The organism is Xenorhabdus vietnamensis (assembly GCF_002127535.1).
GTDB classification, from domain to species: Bacteria; Pseudomonadota; Gammaproteobacteria; order Enterobacterales; family Enterobacteriaceae; genus Xenorhabdus; species Xenorhabdus vietnamensis.
Window position 1 is genome coordinate 44,969 of the sequence record NZ_MUBJ01000007.1, and the last position, 17,882, is coordinate 62,850.

13 protein-coding genes are annotated in these 17,882 nt (G+C 42.3%); 8 read left to right on the plus strand and 5 right to left on the minus strand.

The genetic code is table 11. The features are described from left to right. Positions 1-124: 124 nt before the first annotated feature. The gene (locus Xvie_RS26400; RefSeq protein ID WP_086108858.1) at positions 125-1,870 is read right to left on the minus strand and encodes a beta-ketoacyl synthase; all 1,746 of its coding nucleotides are present in this window, start codon (positions 1,868-1,870) and stop codon (positions 125-127) included. A 146-nt stretch (positions 1,871-2,016) separates the two neighbouring features. Here Xvie_RS26400 and Xvie_RS26405 point away from each other — a divergent pair, with 146 nt between their 5' ends. Beyond that, the gene (locus Xvie_RS26405) at positions 2,017-2,994 is read left to right on the plus strand and encodes a GlxA family transcriptional regulator (RefSeq protein WP_086108859.1); all 978 of its coding nucleotides are present in this window, start codon (positions 2,017-2,019) and stop codon (positions 2,992-2,994) included. Between the two features lie 120 nt (positions 2,995-3,114). Here Xvie_RS26405 and glk read toward each other — a convergent pair whose 3' ends face one another. Together glk and Xvie_RS26415 are read right to left on the minus strand one after the other, a co-directional pair. Continuing rightward, the gene (gene glk / locus Xvie_RS26410) at positions 3,115-4,083 is read right to left on the minus strand and encodes a glucokinase (protein WP_086108860.1); all 969 of its coding nucleotides are present in this window, start codon (positions 4,081-4,083) and stop codon (positions 3,115-3,117) included. A 307-nt stretch (positions 4,084-4,390) separates the two neighbouring features. Continuing rightward, on the minus strand, positions 4,391-5,653 hold the full coding sequence (locus Xvie_RS26415; RefSeq protein ID WP_086108861.1) for a DUF1479 domain-containing protein: 1,263 nt from the start codon (positions 5,651-5,653) through the stop codon (positions 4,391-4,393). 681 nt (positions 5,654-6,334) lie between these two features. On the opposite strand from Xvie_RS26415, the gene Xvie_RS26420 reads away from it, so the two are divergent. From Xvie_RS26420 to Xvie_RS26430, 3 genes are all read left to right on the plus strand, one after another. Beyond that, positions 6,335-7,681: an NCS2 family permease gene (locus tag Xvie_RS26420; RefSeq protein ID WP_086108863.1), complete on the plus strand. Its 1,347-nt coding sequence runs from the start codon at positions 6,335-6,337 to the stop codon at positions 7,679-7,681. Positions 7,682-7,966: 285 nt separating this feature from the next. Then, on the plus strand, positions 7,967-9,616 hold the full coding sequence (locus Xvie_RS26425) for a Na+/H+ antiporter (RefSeq protein WP_086108864.1): 1,650 nt from the start codon (positions 7,967-7,969) through the stop codon (positions 9,614-9,616). A 22-nt stretch (positions 9,617-9,638) separates the two neighbouring features. Continuing rightward, complete coding sequence (locus Xvie_RS26430; protein ID WP_086108865.1) at positions 9,639-10,538, plus strand: carboxylate/amino acid/amine transporter; 900 nt, start codon at positions 9,639-9,641, stop codon at positions 10,536-10,538. On the opposite strand, the gene metR is transcribed toward Xvie_RS26430, so the two are convergent. After that, complete coding sequence (metR, locus tag Xvie_RS26435; RefSeq protein WP_139838836.1) at positions 10,423-11,379, minus strand: HTH-type transcriptional regulator MetR; 957 nt, start codon at positions 11,377-11,379, stop codon at positions 10,423-10,425. The genes Xvie_RS26430 and metR overlap by 116 nt on opposite strands. 108 nt (positions 11,380-11,487) lie before the next feature. On the opposite strand from metR, the gene metE reads away from it, so the two are divergent. Next, entirely contained in the window at positions 11,488-13,767 is a 2,280-nt protein-coding gene (gene metE / locus Xvie_RS26440) for a 5-methyltetrahydropteroyltriglutamate--homocysteine S-methyltransferase (RefSeq protein ID WP_086108866.1), read from the plus strand. A gap of 86 nt (positions 13,768-13,853) precedes the next feature. Here the strand turns inward: metE and Xvie_RS26445 are convergent, their stop codons facing one another. Next, the gene (locus Xvie_RS26445; protein WP_086108867.1) at positions 13,854-14,246 is read right to left on the minus strand and encodes a YidB family protein; all 393 of its coding nucleotides are present in this window, start codon (positions 14,244-14,246) and stop codon (positions 13,854-13,856) included. Between the two features lie 388 nt (positions 14,247-14,634). On the opposite strand from Xvie_RS26445, the gene ltnD reads away from it, so the two are divergent. From ltnD to otnI, 3 genes are all read left to right on the plus strand, one after another. After that, positions 14,635-15,543 carry an L-threonate dehydrogenase gene (ltnD, locus tag Xvie_RS26450; RefSeq protein WP_086108868.1) on the plus strand — a complete coding sequence of 303 codons (909 nt, stop codon included), beginning with the start codon at positions 14,635-14,637 and terminating at the stop codon, positions 15,541-15,543. Beyond that, positions 15,540-16,814 carry a 3-oxo-tetronate kinase gene (gene otnK, locus Xvie_RS26455; protein ID WP_086108869.1) on the plus strand — a complete coding sequence of 425 codons (1,275 nt, stop codon included), beginning with the start codon at positions 15,540-15,542 and terminating at the stop codon, positions 16,812-16,814. Before ltnD ends, otnK begins: the two co-directional genes overlap by 4 nt. A gap of 268 nt (positions 16,815-17,082) precedes the next feature. Continuing rightward, positions 17,083-17,862, plus strand: a complete 780-nt coding sequence (otnI, locus tag Xvie_RS26460) for a 2-oxo-tetronate isomerase (protein ID WP_086108870.1) — start codon at positions 17,083-17,085, stop codon at positions 17,860-17,862. Positions 17,863-17,882: the final 20 nt, after the last annotated feature.

The window sequence follows — 17,882 nt, forward strand, 5'->3', positions numbered from 1 at the left end:
CAGTATGATGTTAACAAAAATACTGGGGTTAGCTTAAGAAGAACAGCATGAAGCACTTTGATGCAAATCAAGAATCACACTTAATATCAGAAAATTCTTTCTCAAAAAACTGATGTATATCATTTCACAAAAATTCACCGAACTCTTCTGCGGTAGGCAGTTTTATAGATTGTTTGAATCCATTTAATCTCACTTCTTGTCGTGAAAGCCGGATATCTGATGGTTGCAGTACCGCATTACCAAAGTTGTAAATAACAGTTTCTTCACCACTGCAGATTGCTCGATCTTGCTCTTCATTTTTGTTCTTGATAATTTCATTGCGTTGATAATATACGCTAATGGCAGAGTTACCGTGTTTTTTGCTCAGCATTTTCATCGTTTGCTGTGGAGATAAAACGACAGCACTTGCGTTATTACCGCCGAATCCTTTTGCATTAATGATGGTGGCTTTCATCTTTGCGCCATATTCGCCAACAAACTTATCTTGCATCAAGATATTCAAATTGGTTGCATGTACGTCTTCAGCTATGTGATCAATCGTTGTAACTCCCGGAATCCAACCATATTGCCACACACCCAAAGCGCAGGTTAATTGATCCCCTGCTGCTGCAGCAATAGAGTGACCAACATGAGCTTTAATGGCGGTAATGTCCCAGTTATGGAGGCCAAACGTTTTAGCTACCTCATTAATAATATGGCTTTCGGTTACTCTGTTTTGTGGTGTTCCTGTCCCGTGTGCCTGAACGTAGGAATATTGCAACTTTCCATCCAGTAAGTGGTTAGCAAGAGAAGCCGCTTTCATCATAGTGATGTAATTGCCGATTCCCGGAGAAGAGATTGACTTTTTGTTTGCATCTGCATTAACAAAAACATCTGGCACAGAACCAAGGATATTTGCGCCGCATTGCAAGGCTAGGTCATCACTCATAAGCAATACAAATTGTGCTGATTCTGCAATAGTAAATCCGATATTGGTTGAAAATGGGCGACAAGCGCGGCGATGGTTAACAATATCAGTTCCATCAAGCTTGCAGAGCTGGTGGTCTTCCGCAAGAGCGCCCATTACTCTGAATCCTTCAATGATTTCTGGAACGATAGGCGCTTCGGCACATCCAACTAAACAGATTTTTGACTTACCTTGCTTGATATCATTGATGCCTTGTTTGAGGTTATATAGAAAACTGGCACAGGCTCCAAGATTGGCCGAAGTTGTACCAAGGTTATTAATAACATAGCTATTAATGAAATCAGCCGGCATATCGGCCATGGAAAGTGGAAGCATTTTGGAACTGGCACGTGAGCCATTCAATGGGTTGCCGATTAATCCAGCCATTGAGAAACGGTCTACCTGACCCAGAGAGCTGCTGGCATAAACGGAAATCTGATCTGGCTCCACCAATGCTGTGATATCTGACCATGCAATTCCAATCGAATTTAACAAATCCGAAGCACCATAGATAGTTAGGCGCAAACCACGTGGATGGTTGTTTGCATTATATAAATCACCAATTTCAAATCCCTCCGGCAATTGTCCTGCGCTGGTAACAGACAGTGATGTATACGTGCTTTTTAATAACCTGTCTGAATGGTTGTCAGTGCTGGTCAGTATTTTGTTTATTTGTACTTTTTGGGGATCGAACTGAGTGATTTTTCTTATCAGTGTACCGTTTTTAGCGTATTCAATGTTGGCGGTTGTAACAGATTCTGAATTTTTGATAATGCCCATCCGATGGCATAAATCAGCCCAGGTATTTTGCATTATTTCATTTTTCAGACTGCCGGACACAATGCGTTTATACCCGTGGAATCCAGAACTTCTTCCTGCGGCATTGATGCCACCCAAACCAACAATTACAGGTAATTTACTCATAATTAACTCCAAAAAATTTTTCTTGAAGTCTATCAGTTAGAGTCAATAATTATCTCTGACATTAATGTCACTAAAACAGAAAATATGGTCACTATATCTATTCTTTGAGCGTTAAATATAGGTATGCACAATATGCGGAGATAGGCATGAAAATAGCTTTTGTTTTATATGATAGGGCACTACAAAGCGGGATAACTTTGGCGTCGGATATGTTAAATAGCGCGAGTAGCTTGCGGAGCCGAAAGCAGCAGAGAGAAGATCCTCTCCATATGTCTGTTGTTGGTGATTGGGAGAATAATCATGAAAAAATACCGCAAATTACGCTAAATACACATCACCAGTTTTCAGATCAGGTTGATTTTGATTTAGTGTTTTTACCTCCCATGTGGGGGAATCCACTTTCCTCTATGGCTGGCAGAGACGATATTCTTGAATGGTTGAATCGGCAAAAAGAAAAGCAAGCTCTTATCGTTGCAACAGGAACAGGAGTATGTTGGTTGGCGAAAGCGGGGTTGCTTGAAGAACAAACAGTGACAACTCATTGGTATTTTTATGACAAATTTGAGCACCATTTTCCAACGCTTGATGTGAATCGTAAAGCAAGCATTACATATTGTGACAATATTTATTGTGTAAGAAGTATTAATTCCCAGACAGAACTACTTGTTTATCTTATCGCTCAGTTTTTCAGTATTCCGATTGCTGAAATTATTGAAAAACACTTTCTGCATGAGGTTTCAAATTTTCAATCAGAACCATTTTTTCAAATTGGGGGCAATACACAATTTGATGAGATGGTTTCGATAGCACAAGACTATATTAAGCAGCATATTGATTCACAAATCACGATTAAGGATATTGCCGCTTATGCTGGGGTATCGGAAAGTACTTTGCTTCGCCGGTTTAAAGGGCAGGTTGGGATCTCACCTCATAAATACATTTTGAATCACCGCTTATTAACTGCCAAAAAGTTGCTGACGGATAATGGTTTAACCTTATTGCACGTTGCTCAATTAGTGGGGTTTAGGGATGCTTATTACTTCAGTCAAGTGTTTGAACAACATTTCAAATTGACTCCAACCGCTTATCGTAAGTTGGTAAGAGCTAAAGTCTTCCAAGCTTAATGTATGGATAATATGCATAATACACTCATGCTAAATATCGCTTATATTTTTCAGCAGAAAATCAAACAAATAAATAGCATGAGTAGATATAAATATATTGAGGTTATTTACCCAATATATTTACCCAATTTCTTTACCCAATGATTGTCGGATATAAGATCCTGCTCCCAATAATCCTGGTTTATCATGGGTAATCAGATACACGGGAATATCCTGCAAATAGTTTGTAAAGCGGCCTTTGCTTTCAAATCCCTGCCTGAATCCTGATTTTTGGAAGAAATCAAGGAAACGAGGGACTATCCCACCCGCAATATACACGCCACCAAATGCACCAATATTCAGTGCTAAGTTTCCGCCAAAGCGCCCTAACGCTGAACAAAAGAGTTCCAACGCTTGTTTGCAGATAGGGCAATTTCCGCTCAGTGCACGGTCGGAAATATCGCGTGGGGTAAGCTCTTCTGCGGGTTGACCGTTCAATTTCATCAAAGCACGATAAATATTCACCAAGCCAGGCCCGGAAAGGACACGTTCGGCAGAGACATGGCCATATTCTTCCCGCAGTACACTCAACATATGATCTTCTTCTACGCTGTCCGGTGCAAAATCAACATGACCACCTTCACCGGGCAGGCTCATCCATTGGTTTCCTGTGTGAATGAGATGGGCAACACCTAACCCAGTACCTGCCCCATAAACCGCGATGGGACGCTTGGCTTGAGGTTGCTTTCCGCCAATCTGAATCACATCATTTGCCCCAAGAACCGGAATGGCGAGGGAAACGGCAGTAAAATCGTTAATTACCTCAAAACGTTCCCATCCCAGAGACGCTTTCATTTGGCTAACGGAAAAACGCCAACTGTGGTTGGTCATGCTGATCACATCATCCGTTACCGGACAGGCAATGGCGATGCAACCATAATTGACTTCACAGTTTTGCTGTTTCAGGTATTGGCGGATAACAATTTCAAGTGAAGCATAATGCGCACAGGGATAGAGTTCGACTGCGCTCAGTTGTCCAGTATCCACATCACATAATGCCAGTCGTGCATTTGTACCGCCGATATCGCCTACCAGGGCATAAGTTGTCATAGTTTATCTCTCCTTAAGTCTTACAAAATGCGCTATACCCTTCGTATTTCAAGTTGCTTCTTTGTTGGCCGCCGCTTACTCACCCCGGTCACTGTTGTTATGAACATAGAGTTATCTATGCTCCCGGGGATTCGCTCCCTTGCCGTCGCGACGCATCTTGAAATTCATTGGGTATATATCCTAATGAACCAGTCAAAAGCCGAATTGAGGGGATTTTACACAAGGTCAGGCGCGAAGGCCGCATAAAAATGTATCGATATTTCAGGGAACCTAACACCGAAAGAGCCATCGGTGCTAGGTTAGCGGCTTAATTCAAGCCAAGACCATGTCGGCCGATAGACGTTAAGTCGGTAGCAGTAAAACGATTTTTCCAGTTTTTTTCATAGTCTTCACGGGGAAAATCAGCCGGAGATGTGCCATCTTCAAGCGATTTTGCCACCTTATGCGCATAAGCAAGATTTCTGTCACACAGAGGTGCAGCAGGGATATACATCACATTTCCCCAGCCTTGCTGATTTTTCACAGGAGCAACAGAATGGATAAGATCACAGTGCCACCAGACAGAATCCCCCGCTTGTAAAGAAGGAATACTGCATAGCCCATTAATGAGGTGAGGGTGCCATTTTTCCAAAGTTGGCAGCGCCTTACCGGGAGCTACACCACACAGTTCATCTTCTGGTACATCATGTAGTAAAGGCCGTAACAATAGATAGGCTATTGCTTCTGGTACGGGAACGACATGTAACAATCCCTGATTGAACGCCATATCTGATAGCGCCGTCCAGCCCTGAAAAGTGCGAAAAACGGAACATCGGGTTACGTTATCCAGCTCGTATTCATTTATCTCTGGACGATATGCGGCATCCCAAGGATCGTATTCTGCAAATTGACTATTGAAAATATGTCTGAACACTTTTTGGTAAGCTGGATGTAACCAACGTTCCAACGCGCCGGAATCAGTATGGGCACCAAGCCCTTTGGATGTCGTACCCGGCGGCCTGCGGCGAATGCGGTCAGGATAAATAATGCTGGTATCAGGATCAAACCAACATTTGTTATCTGATTCGAATTTCCATAGACGATTGAGAAAAGATTGTACCTGCGCAATTTCTTTACTTTGTCGGGCCTGCATCTGTGCATGAGACCAGTAAATGGGATAAATTTCCGGACGAGATGCTTCAAGGCTGCCAAAATAGTTATCGCCAGAGTCTTGATAAATGCTATCAAAGTGGTTTATTTCAAGGTAATCAAGCATGGATCTATCCCACGCAAGTGCAGTATCACGGGGAAAATTTCCTCTGACAACTAAACATCCCCGGCGTTTAATCTTTTGTATCGTGGCTGCTGTGACTCGATTTTTTGCTAAATCATATAAGTGAATTTCAGGCCAAGCGCTGCCTGTATTCTTTTCATCTTCCTGAGCCGCTGCGAGTTCTTGTTCTACTTTGTTGCAAACTTGTTTGAACAAATCTTCAACATCGCCAATTTGTTTACGCATGGATTGTTTCATTTGCCGGATATTCTGGCGGTAATTATCAGGAAAGAGGGTAGAGGTGAAAGATGTATCCATAGCCGACCCCATGTGTTCATTATGTTTGATTTATCATACCTATGATTTTTTCTTTGTCAGAGTACAGGAATTAAACAATTTCTTGATTATTATAGGTCATAAGACTCATTTCATCTGCTGACAAATTCACAGCTTTTCATTTTTGCTGATAACAATCAGGTGATGGCTGTGTACGTCCATATAGAACGCTCTTCAGCCTTTATTATTAAGTATTCTAAAAGAGTAATATAATTTATTTAACAATTCGGTTATAAACACTAAAAATATTAATCTATCGGATGTATCAAAATATGTCAGATATGATTTATTTTAAAAATTTATTACAAATAAAAAATATTTTTTTGATAAATTAGATAGTGTGTTTGTTATTTATTTTCATTAGAAATGAAAATATCTAATTTACATTAGGCGAACAAAATTCCGCATGAATACTCCAGAATCTCCCTGCAAAATTTGTGATTATCGCTTGATTCTTATCCCTGATTCACTGGATAATCGTCCGCCTCAAATTTTTTCACCATTTTTTTGTTTTGAAAGCCAAACGATTGCGCAAACGAGTGGCTTGGCCAACAAGTGCCGTACTGATTTTTGTCATTTTATGACGTAATCGTTTTCGTTGGATGGGAAAAGATGGGCGAGAGATTTCTAATGCGACATATTCAACAGAAGCAGGGGAACAACATGTCTGGTATGCAGGCACTAACTCAATGCAAACTCGATAGGTATTTTAAGATTACTGCACGCGGGTCGACAGTACGTAAGGAAGTTCTCGCTGGATTAACGACATTTTTAGCGATGGTCTATTCCGTTATTGTGGTTCCGGGAATGCTTGGACAAGCCGGATTTCCCCATATTGCTGTGTTTATTTCTGTCTGTTTGGTGACCGGTATTGGTTCGTTATTAATGGGATTGTGGGTGAATTTGCCAATGGCGATTGGCTGTGCGATCTCGTTGACGGCTTTTACCTCTTTCAGCTTGGTATTGGGACAGCAGGTAAGTATTCCTGTAGCACTCGGTGCAGTTTTCCTGATGGGGTGCTTGTTTACAATAATTTCAGTGACGGGTGTGCGGGCGTGGATTTTGCGCAATATGCCAATGGGCATTGCACATGGAACAGGTATTGGTATCGGGTTATTTCTATTGTTGATTGCAGCCAACGGCGTTGGTTTGGTAATTAAAAACCCACACGCAGGCTTACCTGTTTCCTTTGGTTCATTGACAGCATTCCCCGTGGTGATGACTCTATTGGGGCTGGCGGGAATTATCGGGTTGGAACGGAAGAAAGTACCGGGCGGTATTTTGCTGGTGATTATTGCGATTTCTATTATCGGATTGATTTTCGATCCAGCTGTTAAATACCAAGGATTTTTCAAATTCCCTACGTTAGGAAAAGATGGTCTGTCCCTGATGTTCAGCATGGATATTATGGGTGCTTTGCAGCCAATGGTATTACCCAGTGTTCTGGCATTGGTAATGACGGCAGTATTTGACGCGACGGGAACAATTCGGGCTGTAGCTGGGCAGGCGAATTTATTGGATAAGAGAGGCCAAATTATTAATGGTGGCAAGGCACTGACAGCAGATTCTGTCAGCAGTATTTTTGCGGGAGCCATCGGCTCTTCCCCTGCTGCGGTTTATATTGAGTCTGCCGCCGGAACCGCAGCTGGTGGTAAGACGGGATTAACTGCTTCCGTTGTTGGTATTTTGTTCCTGTTGATTTTATTCTTGTCTCCGCTGTCGTATTTAGTTCCTGCCTATGCTACGGCTCCTGCTTTGATGTACGTTGGTTTATTGATGCTGAGTAATGTGCGGAAGCTGAATTTTGATGATTTTGTTGATGCAATGTCAGGTTTGCTGTGTGCGGTATTTATCGTACTGACTTGTAACATTGTGACAGGTATTATGCTGGGATTCAGTACACTGGTTGTTGGACGTGTTTTTTCTGGTGAATGGCGTAAGCTGAATATTGGTACGGTTATTCTTGCCATTGTATTAATTGTATTTTATGCCGGAAATTGGGCCATTTAATTAAAACAGTATGCGCAAGCGATTAGTGTTTGCGCATTTCTTATATTGTCAGTCACATTGTTCGTCATATTGTTAAACACATTCCCAAATACGCTAATTTTTCAGCACACCCCCGCCGATAAGTATAAAATAAACAAATGAGTCTTGGCTCATTGATTCGTAATGTGATTGTTTTTTGATTTTCTTTAATAACTATAATATTTACGGTTATTAGCGCTGTTATTAATGATAAAAAGCAGTCACAATCTCTTCATCGACGGATTTTTGGCAATTTGTAAGGGTAACATGGAAATATTCTTTACTATCTTGATCTTGATTTTGGTGGTGTCAGTTTCTGGTGTTCTTACTAAAATGATTCCATTCCGTGTCCCCTTGCCGATAGTGCAAATAGCAATGGGGGCTCTGTTGGCCTGGCCTCATTTTGGTTTACACGTTACTTTCGATCCTGAACTATTCCTCGTTTTACTTATCCCTCCTTTGTTATTTGTTGATGGTTGGAAAACACCAACCAGAGAATTTTTTCTGCATGGGCGTGAAATCGTCATCTTAGTTTTAGTGTTGGTATTGGTGACGGTTGTTGGTATTGGCTATTTGATCCATTGGTTATTGCCAAGTATTCCTCTTATTGCTGCTTTTGCACTGGCGGCTGTATTGTCACCAACGGATGCGGTGGCATTGTCCTCAATTGTTGGAAAAGGGCGCATTCCTAAAAATATGATGAGCGTACTGGAAGGGGAAGCATTAATGAATGATGCTACTGGTCTGGTGGCTCTGAAATTCGCCGTGGCGATTGCCATGGGAACGATGGCTTTCACGGTCACTGGCGCAACGTTGGAATTTTTCAAGGTTGCGATTGGTGGTTTGGCGTCGGGTATCGCCGTCACATTGTTGTACAGTAAGTCACTGCGACTGATGAGTCGCTGGAGTGGGGATGATCCCGCAACTCAAATCATGTTTATGATGTTGTTGCCGTTTGCCTCCTATATGATTGCTGAACATATCGGTGTATCAGGAATTCTGGCTGCGGTTGCGGCTGGTATGACTATCAGTAAGGCGGGAGTGATCCGCAACGCTCCATTGGATATGCGTCTGCGTGCTGATAACGTATGGGGAATGTTGGCCTTTGTCTTCAATGGCCTTGTATTCATCATGCTGGGGCTGCAATTACCGGGTATTTGGGAAACATCAGTGAATGAGGCTGAGCGTGACCCATCGGTTGATACTTGGATGTTATTCGCTGCTGTTGGGATCATTTATGGTGCGCTGGTATTACTGCGATTCAGCTGGTTATGGCTGATGAAAAATACCAGCAAGGTGCTGATGAAGAATAAACCGCTTGAGTTTACTTCCTATACTACCCGTGAATTATTGTTGGCTTCATTTGCTGGTGTTCGTGGGGCAATTACGCTGGCGGGTGCGCTGTCTGTGCCATTATTCTTGCCAGATGGTGATCCGTTCCCGGCACGTTATATGTTGGTTTTCATTTCTGCGGGCGTGATCCTGCTCTCTCTTTTTGTGGGCGTCGTCTCTTTACCGTTGTTGCTACGTGGCATGACGGTAGGTGATAAGCAGGCAGATCTCAATGAAATCAGAATGGCAAAATCTGCAATGGCTGAAGTTGCTATTGTCAGTATGAATAAGATGGAAGAGCGTTTGTCGGCCAGCACTGAAGAACAGCTGGATGCAGAAGTCATTAGTGAAATTGCTTCTCGAGTCACAGGCTATTTGCGGCGTCGCACTGCGGGAACAGATGAAATTGAGCATAACCTGATGGTTGAAGAGCTGGAACGTCGTTTCCGTTTGACGGCATTAAGGGCTGAACGAGGAGAGCTGTATCACCTGCGTGCAACCCGTAAGGTTAGTAATGAAACACTACAAACGTTGCTGCATGAGCTTGATTTGCTGGAAGCACTTTTAGTGGGTAAAGAACAATAAAAAGGTAAAAGATCAATAAATTATGTGGCTGTTAACGATCACAACATTTTTGTGGGCTGCCTCATTTAGCCTGATTGGCGTTTATCTTGCTGGTCAGGTTGATAGCTGGTTTTCTGTTCTTGTCAGGGTAGTGCTGGCAGCAATGGTATTTTTACCATTTTTGCGCTGGCGGGGGCTATCGCTGAAAATCATTTCACTGTATATGGCTGTCGGTGCCTGCCAGCTTGGTGTGATGTATTTATTTGTATTTCATGCCTATCACTATCTGACAGTGGCAGAATTTTTACTGTTTACTATCATGACGCCGCTCTATGTCACACTGATTTACGATTTGATGGGACGTCAGCGACTACGCTGGGGCTATGCCTTGAGCTCTTTATTGGCAGTGGCTGGCGCAGCGGTTATTCGTTATGACCAATTGAGTGAATCTTTCTGGATTGGCTTGATATTAGTGCAATTGGCAAATATTTTCTTTGCGGTTGGTCAGGTTGGTTATAAGCGCCTGATGGAAATTCATCCGATTCCACAGAAAGTGGCATTTTCATGGTTCTATCTGGGAGCTTGTGTTGTCGCCATTATCGGCTGGCTGATGTTTGGTGATCCGCAAAAATTGCCAACCACTGAGCTACAGTGGGGGGTCTTGATTTGGCTGGGCGTCGGGGCGTCGGGTATTGGCTACTTTATGTGGAACTATGGGGCAACTCAAGTGGATGCCGGAACACTGGCTATCATGAATAATATGCTGGTTCCGGCGGGATTGTTGGTCAATTTTGCAATTTGGCAGCAGCACCCTAATTGGCTGAGTTTTACCATTGGGGGCAGCCTGATTGTTGCATCACTTTGGGTGCATCACCGCTGGATACTGAAACCCGCTTCACAAACGGTAATTTATCCACCGCGTGCTGGCGAGCAGAACGAATAAATGTATCAATAGCGGGTTGACGCTGCTCTCCTTCTCGGTTGGCAGCGTACAATCTGCTCCATAATCCTTCTCCCAACGTTTGGGTTACCACCAGCCCTTGTCTTTCGAATGTCTCCACTGCCCAGTGTGGCAATGCTGCGATACCCAATTGTGCCGCAACCATCTGAATCAATAATAGCGTATTATCGACAGTTTTTAATGTTGGGGTAACTTCTGCTGGCTGGAGAAAGCGTCGCCATATGTCAAAACGTTGTCGCTGTACGGGATAAATCAGTAAAGTTTCAGCAGCAAGATCTTGTGGACGAATATCGCGCTTATTTGCCAGTGGATGATCAGGGGCAATTACCAGCTTAACTTCATAATCAAACAGCGGCGTGTAATGCAGATGACTGTCTGCAATAATGTCAGATGTCAGAACAATATCTAACTCGCGTTTTTGTAGCGCAGGTTGAGGATCAAATGTCACACCAGATTTGAAATCCACATTAACCTGTGGCCAGCTTTCACGGAAACGCTTAAGTGCAGGTGTCAGCCATTGAATACAGCTATGGCACTCAATGGCAATACGTAAATTGGTCTCTTTTGGTTCATTGCATTCACGTAAAGAAGCTGTAATCAAGGGCAAGACTTGATCTGCCAACCTTAATAACACCGCTCCTTGAGGTGTTAGCTTCAAGGGTTGGCTTTTCCGAATGAATAATTTAAATCCCAGCCGATGTTCCAACTCACTGAATTGATGTGAAAGAGCAGATTGCGTCTGATGCAGATGATTTGCTGCTGCCGCTAGTGAGCCACAATGGTTTAGTGCTTGTAGTGTTTTTAAGTGTTTTATTTCGATCATGAAAAACCTTCAAGATGATAATGAATAATTTGCGCTTGTGGTTTATACACTACCTGTTGATTATAGAAGTGTAAACATCTAGACGGCTAAAATTTTACGGGTGACGACATGACGGTTTTGAATCATACATTAGGTTTTCCACGTATCGGATTGAAAAGAGAACTAAAAAAGGCGCAAGAAAACTATTGGGCGGACAAAATTTCCCAACAGGAATTGCTGGAGACAGGTCGTGAATTACGTGCACATCATTGGCAACAACAAAAAGAAGCGGGCGTTGATTTAGTTCCCGTTGGCGATTTTGCCTGGTATGACCAAGTATTGACCACCAGCCTGTTATTAGGCAATGTTCCACCGCGTCATCAAAGTGAAGATGGCAATATTGATCTGGATACTCTGTTCCGTATTGCCCGTGGCAGGGCACCAACAGGTACACCTGCGGCTGCTTCGGAAATGACTAAATGGTTTAACACAAATTATCACTATATCGTGCCTGAATTTCAGGAAGGGCAGGAATTTAAGCTGGGTTGGACTCAGTTGTTGGACGAAGTTGATGAAGCTTTGGCATTGGGGCATAAAGTAAAACCTGTTCTTTTGGGACCAGTGACTTATTTATGGCTTGGTAAGGTAAAAGGCAAAGTTTTTGATCGTCTGTCTCTGTTAAAGGATATTCTTCCGGTATACCAGCAAGTGTTGGCAGAGCTGGCAAAACGTGGCATTGAGTGGGTACAGATTGATGAACCTGCTTTGGTACTGGAACTACCAGAAGATTGGCTGGCGGCATTCTCCACAGCTTACCAATCACTTAAAGGACAAGTGAAATTATTGCTGACGACCTATTTCGATAGCATCGGTCACAATCTGGAGACGATAAAGTCACTGCCAGTACAAGGATTGCACATCGATTTAGTTGCAGGTCAGGATTCTCTGGAGAATCTGCATAAAACTTTGCCTGAAGATTGGTTGCTTTCCTTGGGAGTGATTAATGGCCGCAATGTCTGGCGAGCTGATTTGAGTGAGAAATATCAACTTGTTGCACCACTGGTAAATAAGAGAAATGTGTGGATCGGCACTTCCTGTTCATTGCTGCATAGCCCAATTGATCTGAATGATGAAACAGGGTTGGATGAAGAAGTAAAAAGCTGGTTTGCTTTCGCCTTGCAGAAATGCGCAGAACTTTCCTTGCTGTCACAGGCATTAAATGCACCAGAAGGCCATAAACAGGCTGAGCTTGATGCCTACAGTGCTCCAATCCGCGCTCGCCGCAGTTCTACAAGGGTGAATAATTCATCAGTTGCTGAGCGTATCGCGGCGATTAAGCCAGAGGACAGTGAACGAACTCAGGTATACACTGAACGCGCCAGACTTCAACGTCAACGTTATAACTTACCGTTGTGGCCAACAACAACCATAGGCTCATTCCCGCAAACAACGGAGATTCGCGGTTTGCGCCTCGATTTTAAAAAAGGTCGGGTGGACAGTACACATTATCGAACCAATATCAGTGAACATATCAAGCAGGCGATTCAAGAGCAGGAACTTCTGGGGCTGGATGTACTGGTACATGGTGAAGCTGAACGTAATGACATGGTGGAATATTTCGGTGAGCACTTTGATGGTTATATCTTCACCCAAAATGGTTGGGTACAAAGTTACGGCTCCCGTTGTGTGAAACCACCGGTGATCATTGGTGATATTAGCCGTCCAGAAGCGATAACGGTAGATTGGGCGACATATGCACAATCTTTGACTGATAAACCAGTCAAAGGCATGTTGACCGGGCCGGTGACCATTCTCTGTTGGTCATTCCCAAGGGAAGATGTCAGCCGTGAGACCATAGCTAAACAGATCGCGCTGGCTTTGCGTGATGAAGTTGATGATTTGCAGAAAGCAGGTATTGGCATCATTCAGATTGATGAACCCGCATTGCGTGAAGGTTTACCACTGCGCAGGGAAGAGTGGAAAGAATATCTGGAGTGGGCAGTAGATGCTTTCAAACTAAGTGCCGCAATTGCGAAAGATGACACCCAAATCCATACCCATATGTGTTATTGCGAGTTCAATGACATCATGCCGTCCATTGCAGCACTGGATGCTGATGTGATTACCATTGAAACCTCTCGCTCGGATATGGAGCTGTTGGATTCATTTGAAGATTTCTCATATCCGAATGAGATAGGGCCTGGTGTGTATGATATTCACTCACCAAACGTCCCCAGTGTTGAATGGATTGAGGCCTTGCTACGCAAAGCGGCTGACCGTATTCCGGTTGAGCGTTTGTGGGTGAACCCGGACTGCGGCTTGAAAACCCGTGGTTGGACAGAAACCAGACAAGCGCTGGCAAACATGGTAGAAGCAGCAAAACGCCTGCGTTCTTCAGTAAACAGTTAACTTAGAATCAGTTTAAACTTAAACAGATTGTGGATACCCGCCACAGTGAATGTAATGTGGCGGGTGAAAGATGAGTAAAAAATAATTCATTTTTTTAGCAGCTTATTTTTCAACATCTTCATACCCGCGGATTTTAAATCCAAATTTTCTGGAATTTCACCGTTTGGTGTGGCCTTATCGATAAGGCTAGGTAAATATTCAGAGAGCAAAGAAGAGACTTCATTGGGAGCTATCCCAATTTTTTCCGCTAATTGCTGGATTGCAGAAGAACCAAAAATAGAAGACAGTTGATCTGCATGAATAGGTAAATTCTCGCCAGAGCCAATCCAAGAATGGAATGTCCCCTTTAACCCTTGTTGCGAAAATTTATCAATTAGCCCATTAATTCCTCCCTGATCTTCAACCCAATCCATTATATGTTGGAGCTGCTGATTCTTTCCGCCACTCAGAATATTGGCAATTTGATCAAAAAAGCCCATTGTAGCTCTCTCCCATCTACTGATGGTTTTATCTGCTTTACAAGATAAAACACTTAATTATGTGAGTTTACAAGAATAAAATAGTAGAAATATTATAAGATAAAGATGTATGGCAGATTTAATTATTAAAGTAGCTCAAAATTTTAGATTCACCTGATTTTAGATAATGGAGAGATTTTTATATTGAGTAGTTTTTCTTATGTTATTAACACTGATATGTGAAAACTATTTTTCTGGTTTTTGTTTATAAATGTATTTAATTCAAATTGTTATGCTGTTTTTTCTAGATGAGATATAAATTTCAAATGTGATATTCATCGTTTTTTTGTGAAATGCTATGTGTGAAGATTAAAAGGTAACAAATTGTCGTACAACACCAGGGAACCTCATGAATAATTCAATACAAAAAATAGGGGTTATAGGACTGGGTGCGATGGGAATGGGAATCGCACAGTCCTTAATAAGAGAAGGTATTCCAACCTATGGCTTTGATATAGATGCTAAAGCTTGTGAACAGCTAAAACAAATGGGAGCAATAGATGTAGCTGATAGTGCTGTTCAATGGGGAAAAGAACTAGATGTAATTTTATTGGTTGTGGTTAACAGTGCTCAAATTGAACATATTCTATTTGGTGGAGAAAATCCATTAGTTAAGCAACTTAAGGCAGGAACAGCTATTGTTTTACACAGTACTATTTCCTCTGAACAAGCACAAAGTTTTGCCAATCGTTTATACAAATATAATATTAAAATGCTTGATGCGCCGATTTCTGGTGGGGCATTAAAAGCTATGCAGGGACAATTGACCATTATGGCTTCTGGTCCTTCTGAATTGTTTGAACGGCTCATACCTATTTTCGAGGTTATTGCAGAGCGTCTCTACTATATCGGTAATGAAATAGGTCAGGGTTCAATTGTTAAAATGATCCATCAGTTATTGGCTGGCGTACATATTGCCGTTGCAGCAGAAAGTATGGCGCTTGCTGCTAAGGCTGGTATCCCGTTGGATTTAATGTATGACATTGTAACTCATGCTGCGGGAAACTCATGGATGTTTGAAAATCGAGTTCCTCACATTCTGGCCGGAGACTATACACCGAAATCTTCCGTAGATATTTTTGTTAAGGATTTGGGAATTGTATTGGAAGCGGGCAGAGAGATGAGATTTCCGTTGCCAATGGCAGCAACAGCACATCAGATGTTTTTAACGGCTAGCAACGAAGGGTTGGGGCAGTGGGATGATAGCGCTGTGATTAAAACATACAAAGGAATAACTTTGCCAAAGGAAAAGTCATGACGATCAAATTGGGAGTGATTGCTGATGATTTTACTGGAGCAACAGATATTGCCAGTTCTATGGTGCAAAATGGTTGGCAGGTTGCCCTACTATTAGTTGTACCAAATGAAAAGACATTCATTCCACATGATGTAGACGCCATTGTAATTAGTTTGAAAATCCGAGCTTGCTCTGCTGATGAAGCAATTGAACAATCACTGAAATCTTGTCTATGGCTACGACACAAGGCAGGTTGCCAGCAATTGTTTTTCAAATATTGTTCTACCTTTGATTCCACATTGAAAGGAAATATTGGTCCGGTCATAGATGCTTTGATGGATAAATTTCAAGCTGATATCAGCCTTATTTGCCCAGCACTTCCAGTAAACGGGAGGACTGTAGTGCATGGTCATTTATTTGTTAATGGGCAATTATTGGATGAAAGTGGCATGCAGTATCATCCAGTCACTCCGATGAAAGATGCCAATTTGTTGCGGTTGATAGAACAGCAATCAAAAGGGCGGGCGGGATTAGTTAATCTTGATTGTGTCCGTCAGGGGAAACAGGCTATTCGTCATCATTTGGAGTCATTGCGTCAGCACGGTATTCGTTATGCGATTATTGATGCCATGATGATGGAAGATTTATTGTCTATTGCTCAATCTGTATCGGACATGATTCTAGTGACGGGAGGTTCAGGTCTAGGCGCAGCGCTGGCTGATTATCATACAAGACAGACTCTGGCAACTTCCGCAATTCGAGATATCCCACCAGCTAAAGGCAGGAAAGTAGCTATTCTTTCGGGTAGTTGTTCTGCGATAACAAATCAACAAGTCATTGAATATAAAAAAATTGCCCCAGCCATGGCTTTGAATGTGAAGGAGTGTATCAATAACTTAGAATATGCCAGCTTGTTGTCAGAGTGGATCGTTCAGCAATCGATAGATGGCTTGGCTCCGATGTTATATGCCACGCAACCCCCTGAAATATTAAGTCTGATTCAACAGCAGTACGGAACTATAAAATCCAGTCACGCTGTTGAACAAGTTTTTGCTGAGGTTGTTAGAAAACTGAGGCAGTATGGATTCAATACTTTTGTCGTCGCTGGTGGTGAAACTTCAGCTCAAGTCGTGCAGAGTTTAGGAATTCATCAACTTAGTATTGGTGCTCCTATTGCTCCGGGAGTTCCTTGGGTATATGACCTATATACTGATTGTTGGTTAGCACTGAAATCAGGTAATTTTGGAGAAGTGGATTTCTTTAGGAGTGCATTGGAGATGTTTCATGAATGAGTGTATTACATATGATGACCCTAGTGACATGGGAAATATTCGTGTCAGCTTGTAAGATGATTCATGGCTATGCTAACAAATTCCAGCATTAGTGATTTACAGCCATATTGTTTAGGTAAATTGGGAGCAAGAAAATACTCAGAATTACATTATACGGATGGGGAAGACTGTAATGGAAAGCTTATCTCTAAGAATATGACAGGATTAATCAAAATTTAACGCAGAAGAATTGAAAACGAGTTATCTCAGATAATAACAAGAGTTAGATATGGCTAAATTTGCAGCAAATCTGAGTATGATGTTTAACGATGCTCCTTTTACTGAACGTTTTGCGCGAGCTGCACAGGCTGGTTTTAAAGGTGTTGAATACTTGTTTCCTTATGATGAATCAGTCAAGGAACTCGCTGCATTGTTGAGAAAATATCAATTGACGCAAGTGCTGTTCAATATGCCTGCAGGAGATTGGAGGTCAGGCGATAGGGGAATGGCATGTTTACCAGGGTGTGAGAAAGTTTTTGCTGAGGGAGTGTATAAGGCACTGGAATATGCCCTGACATTGGATTGTAAACAGGTTCATGCAATGGCTGGAAAATTAGATGGACAGTTTACGAAGAAGCAGCAACGTGAATGTTATATCACAAATATTCAATATGCTGCGGATGTGATGGTTGAGCATGATATCAGTGTATTAATTGAACCAATTAATACTCAGGATATACCTGACTATTTTTTGACAACACAGAATCAGGCCGAAGAATTATTAAAAGTTATTGATCGTAAAAATGTTTTTATACAGTTGGATCTTTATCATTGCCAGATTATGGGGGGTAATCTGCTACGGACAATAGAACGGTTATGGGGAAAATTTAGTCATATTCAAATTGCCTCAGTGCCGGAACGTCATGAACCTGATAGCGGTGAGGTTAATTATTTCTGGTTGTTTAGAAAATTGGATGAGATGGGGTATCAAGGGTGGCTTGGATGTGAATATCATCCGGTAGGCCATACGGAGGAAGGGCTTGGATGGCTGCTAAAAGCCCAATCATGATTGTGCGGTAATGTAGCAGG